Source organism: Streptomyces sp. SAS_270, assembly GCF_052543295.1.
The window spans coordinates 129,979-142,913 of sequence record NZ_JBMNDS010000003.1 but is presented as its reverse complement, the minus strand read 5'-3'; the positions used below and the strand labels follow the sequence as shown (position 1 = coordinate 142,913).

11 protein-coding genes are annotated in these 12,935 nt (G+C 70.1%); 10 read left to right on the top strand and 1 reads right to left on the bottom strand.

The window, feature by feature from the left end; all coding sequences use genetic code 11:
* Window positions 1-4: 4 nt before the first annotated feature.
* The gene (locus tag ACN6LB_RS03355; RefSeq protein WP_356145057.1) at window positions 5-244 is read right to left on the bottom strand and encodes a toxin-antitoxin system HicB family antitoxin; all 240 of its coding nucleotides are present in this window, start codon (window positions 242-244) and stop codon (window positions 5-7) included.
* Between the two features lie 199 nt (window positions 245-443).
* Here ACN6LB_RS03355 and ACN6LB_RS03350 point away from each other — a divergent pair, with 199 nt between their 5' ends.
* The 10 genes from ACN6LB_RS03350 to ACN6LB_RS03305 all read left to right on the top strand — a co-directional run bounded on the left by ACN6LB_RS03350 (window position 444) and on the right by ACN6LB_RS03305 (window position 12,897).
* Window positions 444-1,319: an ABC transporter ATP-binding protein gene (locus ACN6LB_RS03350; RefSeq protein WP_445024475.1), complete on the top strand. Its 876-nt coding sequence runs from the start codon at window positions 444-446 to the stop codon at window positions 1,317-1,319.
* 4 nt (window positions 1,320-1,323) lie between these two features.
* Window positions 1,324-3,891, top strand: a complete 2,568-nt coding sequence (locus ACN6LB_RS03345) for an ABC transporter permease (RefSeq protein WP_445024474.1) — start codon at window positions 1,324-1,326, stop codon at window positions 3,889-3,891.
* 35 nt (window positions 3,892-3,926) lie between these two features.
* The gene (locus ACN6LB_RS03340; protein ID WP_445024473.1) at window positions 3,927-4,817 is read left to right on the top strand and encodes an LLM class F420-dependent oxidoreductase; all 891 of its coding nucleotides are present in this window, start codon (window positions 3,927-3,929) and stop codon (window positions 4,815-4,817) included.
* A 56-nt stretch (window positions 4,818-4,873) separates the two neighbouring features.
* Window positions 4,874-5,233 (top strand): zinc ribbon domain-containing protein YjdM, encoded by a 360-nt coding sequence (locus ACN6LB_RS03335; protein ID WP_445024472.1) that lies wholly within the window; start codon window positions 4,874-4,876, stop codon window positions 5,231-5,233.
* A gap of 235 nt (window positions 5,234-5,468) precedes the next feature.
* Window positions 5,469-7,193 (top strand): SulP family inorganic anion transporter, encoded by a 1,725-nt coding sequence (locus tag ACN6LB_RS03330; protein ID WP_445024471.1) that lies wholly within the window; start codon window positions 5,469-5,471, stop codon window positions 7,191-7,193.
* Window positions 7,194-7,359: 166 nt separating this feature from the next.
* Complete coding sequence (locus tag ACN6LB_RS03325) at window positions 7,360-7,710, top strand: ArsR/SmtB family transcription factor (protein WP_356145069.1); 351 nt, start codon at window positions 7,360-7,362, stop codon at window positions 7,708-7,710.
* Window positions 7,711-8,116: 406 nt separating this feature from the next.
* A complete protein-coding gene (locus ACN6LB_RS03320; protein ID WP_445024470.1) occupies window positions 8,117-9,790 on the top strand; it encodes a purine-cytosine permease family protein in 1,674 nt (557 codons plus the stop codon).
* 143 nt (window positions 9,791-9,933) lie between these two features.
* Window positions 9,934-10,353: a GNAT family N-acetyltransferase gene (locus ACN6LB_RS03315; protein WP_445024469.1), complete on the top strand. Its 420-nt coding sequence runs from the start codon at window positions 9,934-9,936 to the stop codon at window positions 10,351-10,353.
* A 205-nt stretch (window positions 10,354-10,558) separates the two neighbouring features.
* Entirely contained in the window at window positions 10,559-11,887 is a 1,329-nt protein-coding gene (locus ACN6LB_RS03310; RefSeq protein ID WP_445024468.1) for a hemolysin family protein, read from the top strand.
* The gene (locus ACN6LB_RS03305; protein ID WP_445024467.1) at window positions 11,884-12,897 is read left to right on the top strand and encodes a hemolysin family protein; all 1,014 of its coding nucleotides are present in this window, start codon (window positions 11,884-11,886) and stop codon (window positions 12,895-12,897) included. Before ACN6LB_RS03310 ends, ACN6LB_RS03305 begins: the two co-directional genes overlap by 4 nt.
* Window positions 12,898-12,935: the final 38 nt, after the last annotated feature.

Below are 12,935 nucleotides of genomic sequence, written 5' to 3'. Positions count from 1 at the left end.
GGGATCAGTGACGACCTTCGCGGGTGCCTTCGCGGTCCGCGCCGAACTCCTCGGCGAAGACGGATCCGTACTGCTTCATGAAATCGGCGGCGGCCTCGACGAAGGTGTGTCCCACTTCGCCGGTGTCCTGCCTGACCAGTTCCTCGATGTAGCGGTTCACACTCATGCCGCGCTCCAGGGCTCGTTCACGGGCGGCCCGGGCGGTGCCCTCGTCCACCCGTACGTTCAGCTGCGTCTTCGCCATACCTCGAAGCTAGCGCTGCAGCGCTAGCACCGGCAAGAGGGTCCGAGGCACGCCTCTGGGTGCCCCTTACACGGGTATCAGGGACCCACCCTGGGGTGGAGCATGCCCGGCACCTCGGGGGGATACCGACTGTGCCTCGGATCACACTAGGCTCGGGCGGGACAAGGGAGTCGGGACGTCCATCACTGAGGAGGCGGCCTTGTCCACAGCAGCTGCGGAGCACCCTGCAGGCCGGCCGGGGGCCGACGGGACCGCCGCCCGCGCCCGCGGTCTGACGAAGGCGTACGGCACCGGTGAGACGGCGGTGCTCGCGCTCGACTCGGTCGACGTGGACATCACGCGCGGCCGCTTCACCGCCGTGATGGGGCCCTCGGGCTCCGGGAAGTCCACCCTCATGCACTGCCTGGCGGGACTCGACACGGTCTCGGCGGGACAGGTGTGGCTCGGCGACACCGAGATCACCGGGCTGAAGGAACGCGAGCTGACGCGGCTGCGCCGGGACCGGATCGGTTTCATGTTCCAGTCCTTCAACCTGATCCCGACACTGAACGCCGCCGAGAACATCACGCTGCCCATGGACATCGCGGGCAAAAAGCCCGACGAGAAGTGGCTGGACCAGGTCATCGACACGCTGGGGCTGCGGGACCGGCTCAAGCACCGGCCCGCTCAGCTGTCCGGCGGTCAGCAGCAGCGGGTGGCCTGCGCGCGGGCGTTGGCCTCCCGGCCCGAGCTGATCTTCGCGGACGAGCCCACGGGCAACCTGGACTCGCGAGCGGGCCTCGAGGTCCTCGGCATCCTGCGCGACGCAGTGGACGGCCTGGGCCAGACCGTGGTCATGGTCACCCACGACCCGGGCGCCGCCGCCCACTCCGATCTGGTGCTCTTCCTCGCCGACGGGCGGATCGTGGACGAGATGGCGCGGCCGACGGCCGAAGCGGTACTCGAACGCATGAAGCGTTTCGACACGATCCGGGCGAACTTCGACGGTGACGGCGACCTTCACGCGGTCGGCGACGGTGACGCTCACCCGGCCGGCGACGACGCCTCCGACGACGTATCCCTCGACAAGGACTGAGGCCGTGCTCAAGGCGACCCTGCGGAGCTTCCTGGCACACAAGGGGCGGCTGCTCCTGTCGGCGTTGGCCGTCGTCCTGTCCGTGGCGTTCGTCGCGGGCAGTCTGATCTTCTCGGACACGGTCACCCGCACCTTCGACCGGCTCTTCGCCTCCACATCGGCCGATGTGGTCGTGAACCCGAAGGACGATCTCGACTCACAGATCTCCTCCGGGGCCACCGCCACCGTGCCCGCCTCCCTCGCGGAGCGGCTGAAGAAGATCGACGGCGTCGCCGCGACCCATGTGGACGCCTCCGTCCAGAACATCACGGTGGTCGACAGCGACAACGACGCGGTCGGACCGACCACCGGGGCCCCCACCATCGTCACCAACTGGGAGGTCACCGACCGCAGTCCGGTGAAGCTGACCTCCGGCCACGCCCCGCACGGGGCCGCCGAGGCGCTCCTCGACGCGGACACGGCGAAGAAGAAGCACGTGCGCATCGGCGACACCCTAACGGTGCAGCCGCGCGCCCACCCCTTCAAGGTGAAGGTCGTGGGCATCGCCACGTTCACCACCACGAACCCGGGCGCCGCACTCGTCTTCCTCGACACCCCCACCGCGCAGACGAAGCTGCTGGGCAGCGCCGGCGCGGCCACCAGCATCTCGCTGGACGCCGCGAAGGGCGTCAGCGACGACGTGCTCAAGCAGCGCGTCGCGGCCGAACTCGGCTCGAACACCTACGACGTGAAGACCGCGGACGAGCAGGCCAAGTCCGACGCGGCCGACATCGGCGGCTTCCTCGACGTCATCAAGTACGTGATGCTCGGCTTCGCCGGGATCGCCGTCCTCGTCGGCGTCTTCCTCATCGTCAACACGTTCTCGATGCTCATCGCCCAACGCACCCGGGAGCTGGGCCTGTTGCGCGCGCTGGGCGCCGACCGGCGGCAGGTGCGCCGGTCCGTGCTCACCGAGGCGGCACTGCTCGGCCTGGTCGGCTCGACGCTCGGGCTCGCCGCGGGCATCGGGCTGGCGGCCGGACTGATCGAGCTCATGGGCGTGTTCGGCATGAACCTCAAGTCCACCGAGATGGTGATCGGCTGGGTGACGCCTGTCTCGGCGTACGTCGTCGGAGTCGGCGTCACGTTCGTGGCCGCGTATCTCCCGGCCCGGCGCGCGGCCGGCGTCTCCCCCATGGCGGCCCTCGCGGACGCCGAGATCGCCGGTGTGGGAAAGCCGTTGCGGGTACGGGCGATCGTGGGCGCGATCGTCGGAGCGGCCGGCGCCGCCGCGCTCGCGGGGTGTGCCACGGCGACGAAGACCGCGTCGGCTGCGTCCCTGCTGGGGCTCGGCGTGGTCCTCACCCTCATCGCCACCGTGATCGCGGGACCGCTGCTGGTCCGCCCGGTGATCCGGGTCCTCGGCGCCGGTTTCCCCGCCCTGTTCGGCTCGGTCGGCCGGATGAGCCAGCGCAACGCGCTGCGCAATCCGCGGCGCACGGGCGCCACCGCGGCCGCCCTCATGGTGGGCCTCGCACTGGTCGGCGGCATGTCCGTGGCCAGCGCCTCCATGAGCAAGTCCTTCGACCAGCAGATCGACAAGTCGCTGGGCGCCGACTTCGTGGTGCAGAACAGCAACTTCGTCCCGTTCACCCAGGAGATCGCCGCGAAGGTGAGCGCCACGGACGGCGCGGGACTCGTCGTACGACAGCGGTACACGCCGCTCGCCGTTCACCTTCCGGACGGCAAGCGCGTCAAGACGGCCGCCGCTGCCTACGAGCCCCGGCTCGACGACGTCGCCCACATCACCTACGCGCAGGGAAACACCGCCGCGGCGCTCGCGGACGGCGCCCTCGGCATGGACGTGGACTTCGCGAAGGACCACCACGTACGGATCGGCAGCACGATCTCCGTCGAGTTCCCGGCCGGCCGCAGAGCCGAGCTGAAGGTGGGCGCGCTCACCGACCAGGACGGCTCCGACGGGTTCGGGATGCAGGGCGGTCTGTTCTTCGGGTTCGGGACCATCGAGAAGTACGTGCCCGGCGCGCAGGACCTGGCGCTGTACGTGAACGCCAAGCCGGGCACGAGCGAGGACCAGCTGCGCGCCCATCTGGACAAGACGCTCGACCCGTACCCCCAGGTTCAGGTGCGCGACATCGCCGACTACAAGCAACTGGTCCACGACCAGATCGCCGTGCTGCTCTACCTCGTGTACGCGCTGCTCGGCCTCGCGATCGTCATCGCGGTGCTCGGCGTGGTCAACACCCTTGCCCTGTCGGTCGTGGAGCGCACCCGCGAGATCGGACTGCTGCGCGCCATCGGGCTCGCCCGACGTCAGCTGCGCCGCATGATCCGGCTGGAGTCGGTGATGATCGCCGTGTTCGGCGCGGTCCTGGGGCTCGCGCTGGGGCTGGTGTGGGGCGTCTGCGTACAGCAGGTGCTGGCGCTGCAGGGCATGAAGGCGCTGGCCGTGCCGTGGAGCACCATCGTCGGGGTGGTGGTGGGTTCGGCGGTCGTGGGCATCGTGGCGGCACTGCTGCCCGCACTGCGCGCATCGTGGATGAACGTACTTGCGGCGATCGCTCACGAGTGATCGACTCTCAACTCCACCACCATCGAGGAGAGTTCATGCCGCGGCCATTCCGATTCGGTGTCAACCTGCTCTCCTCCGCACCCGCCGAGGAGTGGCGCGCGAAGTGCCGCCGGGCCGAGGCACTGGGATACGACGTGATCCTGGTCCCCGATCACCTCGGCATGCCCGCCCCGTTCCCGGCGCTGGTCGCCGCGGCCGAGGCGACCGAGCGGCCGCGCGTGGGCACGTTCGTCCTCAACACGGGTTTCTGGAACCCGGCGTTGCTGGCCCGCGAGGTCGCGACCACGGACGCGCTGACTGGCGGGCGCCTCGAACTCGGGCTGGGCACCGGCTACGTACAGGCCGAACACGACACGGCAGGCCTGCCGTTCGGCACACCGGGCGAGCGCGTCGACCATCTTCTGCGTACGGTCGAGGAGTTGGACCGGCTTCTCGGTTCGCCCGAGCACCAGCCGCGGCCCGTGCAGAAGCCCCGGGTTCCGCTGCTGATCGGGGGCAACGGCGAGCGGATGCTGAAGCTGACCGCCGAGCACGCCGACATCGCGGCGTTCGCCGGGGCGCGCTCGGTGGCGGGCAGCACGACGGGCGCGCTCGCGCCGCTCACCGCCGAGGAACTCGACGAGCGCGTCGCCGCCTACCGGCGGTTCGCGACCGGCCGCGCCGAGCCCGCCGAGCTGAACCTGCTGCTCCAGCTGGTCGCCGTCACCGAGGACCGCAGCGCCGCGGTGCAGGATCTGCTCTCCCGTGTTCCGCAGCTGACCGAGGAGCAGGTCCTTGATCTTCCGATCGTCCTCGTGGGGACCGTGGAGGAGATCACCGCACAGCTGCGGGCACGGCGGGAACGGTACGGATTCTCGTACCTGACCGTCCTGGAACCCCACATGGAGGCGTTCGGGGCGGTCGTCGAGGCGCTGCGCGGGGAGTGATCCGGGGGCTGTCCGCGTCGCGGAATCCGGCGGTTCGAGGACGATACGCTCACGGGATGCTCGAGAATCCTCCTCCCTGCCCGAAGTGCTCGTGCGAGTACACCTACGAGATGAACGCCCTGATGGTGTGCCCCGAGTGCGGCCACGAATGGGTCCCCGCCGAGGCCGGCACCGAGGGCGCCGACGTGGCCGGGGAGCACGTCGTCAAGGACGCCGTCGGCAATGTGCTCCAGGACGGCGACAGCGTGGTGGTCGTGAAGGCGCTCAAGGTCAAGGGGAGCCCGTCGGGGATCAAGGCCGGCACCAAGGTGCGCAACATCCGGCTGGTCGACGGTGTCGACGGTCATGACATCGACTGCAAGGTCGACGGCTTCGGGGCGATGCAGCTCAAGTCGAGTGTGGTCAAGAAAGCCTGATCGCACGAGGGGCCCCGTGCGGGGCCGCCAAGGCCGCAGCCGGATGCGGAATTGCTAAATTTCGCAATTGGTTAGATGCTTTGTTGGCTGTGCTCGCAGGTAGCCGCGGGCACAGCCTTTCGCATCCGCCCCGGGGTGGGGCCTTGAAGGGAAGCCGAGGGGTCGTGTCCGTACCGCTGCACCAGGCGAAGACCGAGTTCTTCTCGACCGTGCGGGAAGCCGAGGCCGTCGCGCGATGACCACGGCATCCAGCCGGGCGCGGGCCCGGTTCACCGCGCTGCTGCCCGGCCGAGGCGACCTGGCTCAGATGCGGCGCGACCCGCGCCGGGACCTGCTCGCGGGGCTGACCGTCGCGATCGTCGCACTGCCGCTCGCGCTCGGCTTCGGTGTCTCCTCGGGTCTTGGCGCGGAGGCGGGCCTGGCGACCGCCGTGGTCGCGGGCGCGCTCGCCGCGGTCTTCGGCGGGTCCAACCTCCAGGTGTCCGGCCCGACGGGTGCGATGACGGTGGTCCTCGTGCCGATCGTGGACCGGTACGGGCCGACCGGGGTGCTCACCGTCGGCCTTGTGGCGGGTGTCATGCTCGTCGGCCTGGCCGCGCTGCGGGCCGGTAAATACATGCAGTACGTGCCCGCCCCGGTCGTCGAGGGCTTCACCCTCGGCATCGCCTGCGTGATCGGTCTGCAGCAGGTTCCCAACGCCCTCGGCGTGCCCAAGCCCGGGGGCGATCGCGTGCTCGTGGTGACCTGGCGGGCCGTCGAGGCGTTCGCCAGGACCCCGAACTGGACGGCCATCGGCTTCGCGATCGCGGTGGCCGCCGTCATGCTGCTCGGCGCCCGCTGGCGGCCGACCGTCCCGTTCTCCATCGTGACCGTGATCGCCGCGACGGCCGTCGCACAGCTCGCGCACCTGGACGCGGCGAAGCCGATCGGCGAGCTGCCCTCGGGGCTGCCCCTGCCGGATTTGTCCTTCCTCGACCTCGGCTCGCTCGGGTCGCTGCTCGCCCCCGCCGTGGCGGTCGCCGCCCTGGCCGCGCTGGAGTCACTGCTGTCGGCGTCGGTGGCCGACGGCATGACCGTGGGCCAGCAGCACGATCCGGACCGGGAGCTGTTCGGGCAGGGTCTGGCCAACATCGCCGCCCCGCTGTTCGGCGGTGTCCCCGCGACCGGCGCGATCGCCCGTACCGCGGTCAACGTCCGCACCGGCGCGACTTCCCGGCTGGCCGCCCTCACCCACGCCGCGGTACTGGCCGTGATCGTCTTCGCCGCCGCCCCCCTCGTCTCGAAGATTCCGCTGGCCGCCCTGGCTGGTGTCCTGCTGGCAACCGCGATCCGCATGGTCGAGGTGAGCTCGCTGCGCGCCATGGCCAAGGCGACCCGCTCGGACGCACTCATCCTCGTCCTCACCGCCGCCGCGACCCTGGCCCTCGACCTCGTCTACGCGGTCATCGTCGGCCTGGTCGTGGCGGGTGCCCTCGCCCTGCGCGCCGTTGCCAAGCAGGCCCGCTTCGATCAGGTGCCGCTGGACCGAGGCGACCACAGCGCCGAGGAACACGCGCTGCTGGCCGAGCACATCGTGGCGTACCGCATCGACGGTCCGCTGTTCTTCGCCGCCGCGCACCGCTTCCTGCTGGAGCTGACCGAGGTGGCCGACGTCCGGGTTGTCATCCTGCGTATGTCGCGGGTCTCCACGATGGACGCCACCGGAGCGCTGGTCCTCAAGGACGCGGTGGAGAAGCTGAAGCGGCGCGGCATTCTCGTCCTCGCCTCCGGGATCCGCCCCGGCCAGCGTCAGGTCCTCGACTCCGTCGGCGCGCTGGACCTGCTGCGCCACGAGGGTGGGGAGTACGCCACCACGCCCGAGGCGATCCGGGGCGCGCGCGACCACCTGGAGTCGGCCGGTGTCCTTTCGGCCGTCCCGGCCCAGCCGGCTTCGGCCGGCAGCGAGGAAGCGGCGCGATGAGTACCCGTCCCGCCGTACTGCGTATGACCGAGGTCTCCGGCGCGGATTCGGCGTGGCCGGTGCCGCACGCGAGGATAGGGCGCATGTTCTTGACGAGTGGTTGGATGCGATGCGCCGAGGCCCGGCCGCTGATGCCGTGCCGCTGCACAGGGGAGGGGACGGCACGGTGAGTACGCCGCTGTACCAGCTGAAGGCCGAGTTCTTCAAAACCCTCGGTCACCCGGCCCGTATCCGCGTCCTGGAGCTGCTGAGCGAGCGCGAGCACGCGGTCGCCGAGATGCTGCCCGAGGTGGGGATCGAGCCGGCGCATCTCTCGCAGCAACTGGCCGTGCTGCGCCGGGCGAACCTGGTCGTGACGCGCAAGGAGGGCTCGATGGTGTATTACTCGCTGACGAGCCCGCATGTGGCCGAGCTGCTGCGGGTGGCACGCACGATCCTGTCGGGCGTGCTGGCCGGCCAGGCCGAACTGCTCGCCGACCTGCAAGCGGCCCGCACCGAGGGGAAAGGGCCCTCGTAGCGTTGGCCTTCGAACCGCGGCCGTCTCCTGCGAGTTGATGCCGCCGGCGCCCGCGTCGGCGGCGAACCTGTCGCGAACCTTGCCGTTGGCCGGATGCCGAACTGGTCGTCGCCTCCCGGCCGTTGGCCGTCACCGGCGTCTACAGGCCCCTTGCAGCCGAGGCTGCTGCCTGCCTCCTCACCTGGCCCGCGAGGCCGAACAGCCGTGCCACGAGAGCCTTCCGAAACACCTCCTTCATCCACGAAGTATTTAGGGGTAACGACTCGCTCCTAGCGTCCCCCGTCATGGACATGAGGATGAACAGCTCTCCGCACAGAGCACGCCTGTCCTTCCCGACTACGTCGCCGTGCCTCAAAGGCGAGACACCTCCGCAGGCAGTCCCCCACCCGCAGCAAGGAGGCGTGGCATGAGCACCGAGCCGCGACTGGCAGATGTCACCGAGCCGGTACCCGCGCAGAAGGCAGCGCCGGGTGCCGACCACTCCGCGAAAGAGACCCTGGAGGACTACACCCTCCGCTTCGCGCCCCGCAGTTACCGCCGCTGGACCCCGATGGTCGTGGCGACGACCGCACTCGGTGGCATCGCCTACATGGCCGACTTCTCCATCGGCGCCGGCATCGGGCTGGCCCATGGCACCGGAAACGCGCTCGTGGCGATCGCCGTGGCCGCCGTCGTCATCTTCGTCACCGGCTTCCCGCTCGCCTACTACGGCGCCCGCTACAACATCGACCTGGACCTGATCACCCGCGGCTCCGGCTTCGGCTACTACGGCTCGGTCCTGACCGGTGTCATCTTCGCCAGCTTCACCTTCATCTTCTTCGCCCTCGAAGGCTCGATCATGGCCCAGGGCCTCAAGCTGGGCCTCGGACTGCCGCTGTGGCTGGGCTATTTGGTCTCCACGCTGATGGTGATCCCGCTGGTGATCTACGGCATGAAGGCACTGAGCAAGCTGCAGGTGTGGACCACACCGGTCTGGCTGCTGTTGATGATCGCCCCGCTGGTCTATCTCATCTCCACCGACCCGGGCACGGTCGACCGCTTCCTCGGCTATGCCGGCACGGACGGCGACGGCGACGTCAACACCGCGTCGGTGCTGCTGGGCGCGGGCGTGTGTCTGTCGCTGATCGCGCAGATCGGTGAGCAGATCGACTACCTGCGCTTCATGCCGCCCAAGACCGAGGCGAACAAGCGCACTTGGTGGACCGCGGTGGTCATGGCCGGCCCCGGCTGGGTGGTGCTCGGCGCCCTGAAGCAGGCCATCGGCGTCTTCCTCGCCGTGTACATCCTGGCCAAGGTCGGGCCGGCCGCCGCGACCGAGCCGATCCAGCAGTTCCGCAGCGCCTTCGACGCGATGATGCCGTCCTGGCTGGTCCTCCCGCTGGCCGTGGCACTCGTCGTGATCAGTCAGATCAAGATCAACGTGACCAACGCCTACTCCGGCTCCCTGGCCTGGACGAACTCCTTCACCCGCATCACCAAGCACTACCCCGGCCGCATGGTCTTCGTCCTGGTCAACCTCGGCTTCGCGCTCGCCCTGATGGAGGCCGACATGTTCAGCTTCCTCAACGACATCCTCGGCTTCTACTCGAACTGCGCGATCGCCTGGGTGGTCACCGTCGCCACCGACATCGGCATCAACAAGTACCTGCTCAAACTCTCCCCGCTCCAGCCGGAGTTCCGCCGCGGCATGCTCTACGCCGTCAACCCGGTCGGCGTCGTCTCCTTCGTCGCCGCCTCCGGTCTGTCCATCGCCCTGTACTTCCACGCCCTCGGCGACACCCTCCAGCCGTACTCCCCCGTCGCCGCCGCCGTCATCGCCTTCGTCCTCACCCCGCTGATGGCCGTGGTCACCAAGGGCAAGTACTACCTGCGCCGCTCCGACGACGGCATCACCGAGCCCCTTCTCGACTCGGAGGGCAATCCGAGCGCGGTCACGTACGACTGCCACGTGTGCCGGCAGGAGTTCGAGCGCCCGGACGTGGCCGCCTGCCAGACGCACGACGCCGTCGTCTGCTCCCTCTGCCTGAGCACCGACAAGGCCGGCGACCACGTACTTTCGGCCGCGCCCGCCGGCACGTAACACTCCCGGGCACGCTTCCCACTCGGAAGAGACCGAAGGGCTCCCGCAACGCGCATCCTTGCGGGGGCCCTTCCCGCGCCGACCGCACCGCGAAGCAGAGAAACCGCTCGCGGCACAAACCGGCACTCTGCTTGGCTCACCCCATGAGCGATCTCCACATCCGCCACGCCACCCACTCCGACATCGACACCGTGCTGCGGTTCTGGCGCGACGCCGCGGAAGGAACCAGCATCAGTGACGACCACGACGGAGTGGCCGCACTCATCACGCGCGATCCCGAAGCCCTGCTCCTCGCAGAGCGGGACGGGCTCCTTGCCGGAACCGTGATAGCCGGCTTCGACGGTTGGCGCTGCTCCGCCTACCGACTCGCCGTGCACCCCGGCCACCGTCGGCAGGGCATCGCCACCGCCCTGCTGGAAGCAGCCGAACAACGCTTCGCCGCCCTCGGCGGACGACGCGTCGACGCCATGGTCCTGGAGGCCAACGAACAGGCCCACCACACCTGGGCTGCAGCCGGCTACCAGCGCGAGGACCACTGGCGTCGCTGGGTCAAGCCCCTGTAATCACAGAGCGCCGGATGAGGGTGAGCTGCCAGGATTCGAGGGGTTAGCGCCGCAGCGGACGAGCAACTTTGCCGATCCTTTACCATGGAGGATCAATCGTCCCCCTGACCGAAAGGTGTGAGCGTCCGCCCATGGGCGAGCCTCCCCGTACCCGACATCGCGCGATCCCCCCGTCCCTGGCCGATCATGGGACGGAGGTGACCCGATGACCGAAGTGCTCCTGCTCGGATTGGCGATCGTGCTCTCGCTGGCCTGCGGCGCGTTCGTCGCGGCGGAGTTCTCCCTGACGACCGTCGAGCGCAGCGAACTGGAGCGAGCCGTCGAGCGCGGTGAGCGCGGCGCCTCGGGCGCCCTCAAGGCCGTACGGAATCTGACGTTCCAGCTCTCCGGCGCCCAGCTCGGCATCACCGTCACCAACCTCGTGGTCGGCATGCTCGCCGAGCCGTCCATCGGCCGGCTCATCGCGGGGCCGCTGGAGTCGATCGGCGTTCCGCCCTCCGCCTCCACCTCGCTGGCGCTGGTCATCGGTACGGCCCTGTCGACGGTCTTTCTCATGGTCGTCGGCGAGCTGGTGCCCAAGAACTGGGCGATCTCCTCGCCGCTGGCCGTCGCCAAGCGTGTGGCGACGCCGCAGCGCTGGTTCAGCTCCGCGTTCCGCCCGTTCATCTCGCACCTCAACAACACCGCCAACCACGCCGTACGCCGTTTCGGCCTCGAACCCGCCGAGGAGCTCGCCTCCGCGCGCGGACCGCAGGAGCTGGTGGCCCTGGCCCGGCACTCCGCGAAGGCCGGCGCCCTGGAGGCGGACACCGCGGAACTGTTCGTGCGCACCCTCAACCTGGCCGACCTGACCGCCGAGAACGTGATGACCCCGCGCGTCCAGGTCATGGCGCTGGACGTCCAGGCCACGTGCGAGGACGTGGCGAACGCGACGCGGGCGACGGGGCTTTCCCGCTTCCCCGTGTACCGCGGCAACCTCGACTCGGTCGTCGGCGTCGCCCACATCAAGGACGTGCTGGCCGTGCCCGCCGACCGCCGGGCCCGCCACCCCGTCGCCCAGCTCATGCGCGAGCCCCTGCTCGTCCCGGAGTCGCTGACCGTCGACCGGCTCCTCGACCGGCTGTCCGGCAAGCGCACGATGGCCGTCGTCATCGACGAGTACGGCGGCACAGCGGGCGTCGCCACCCTGGAGGACATCGTCGAGGAGGTCGTCGGCGAGGTACGCGACGAGCACGACCCGCACGAGACGTCCGACCTGGCCCCGGCCGGCGCCGACGACGACGGCCGCGCCCTGTACTCGGCGGACGGCGCCGCCCGCACCGACCAGCTCGCCCGGGTCGGGCTGCGGGCACCCGACGGGCCCTACGAGACGCTGGCCGGTCTCGTCGCGACCGAGCTCGGCCGTATCCCCGCCGTCGGTGACACCGTCGAGGTCGTCGGCTGGCGGCTCGACGTGGTGGACGCGTCGGGCCGACGCGCCGCCCGCGTGCTGCTGCACGCGCCGTTCGCCGAGGACGAGGAGGAGGCGCGATGACCGCCGTGCAACTGCTGATCGGCCTCGCGACGCTCGTCGTGAACGCCTTCTTCGTGGGCGCCGAGTTCGCACTGATCTCGGTGCGCCGCAGCCAGATCGAGCCGCATGCCGAAGAAGGCGACCGCCGGGCGCGCAGCGTCCTGTGGGGCCTGGAGCACGTCTCCGCGCTGCTGGCCGCCGCGCAGCTCGGCATCACCCTGTGCACGCTGGTCCTCGGCGTGGTGGCCGAGCCCGCGATCGCGCACCTTCTGGAGCCCGTGTTCCACGCGGTCGGCGTACCGGAGAGCGCGGGTCACGCGGTCTCGTTCGTCATCGCGCTGACCCTGGCGACGTATCTGCACATGCTCCTCGGCGAGATGGTGCCGAAGAACATCGCACTCGCCGAGCCGGTGCGCACGGCGCTGCTGCTCGGCCCGCCGCTGGTGGCCCTGTCCCGGGCGCTGCGGCCGGTGATCTTCACCATCAACGCGTTCGCCAACACGCTGCTGAAGCTGCTGCGGGTGGAGGTGAAGGACGAGGTCGCCGCGACCTTCACCGACGACGAACTGGCCCGGCTGGTGAAGGACTCCAGCGCCGCCGGGCTCATCGACGACCGTGCCCAGGAGCGGCTGCACGACGCGCTGGAGCTCGGCCGCCGGCCCGTGCGCGACGTCGTCCTCCCGCTGGAGCGCATCGTCTACGCGCGCGTGGGCGTCACGCCCGAGCAGCTGGAGCAGCTGTCGGCCGAGTCCGGCTTCTCGCGCTTCCCGGTCGTGGACGAGGGCCGCCGGATCGTGGGCTATCTGCACGTCAAGGACGCGCTGGACGCCATGCCGAGCGACCTGCCCTTCCAGGTCCGGGACATGCGGCCCATCGCGCGCGTGCGGGAGAGCACACCGCTGGACGACGTGCTCACGGCGATGCGCCGCAGTCGCACGCACCTCGCGGCCGTACTCGGCGGTGACGGACTCCTCGCGGGTCTGGTGACCATGGAGGACGTGCTGCGGGAGCTGTTCGGGCAGCCGGTCTGAGGCCGTCGGCGGTCGGTCGGCCCGGGCCGACCGACCGC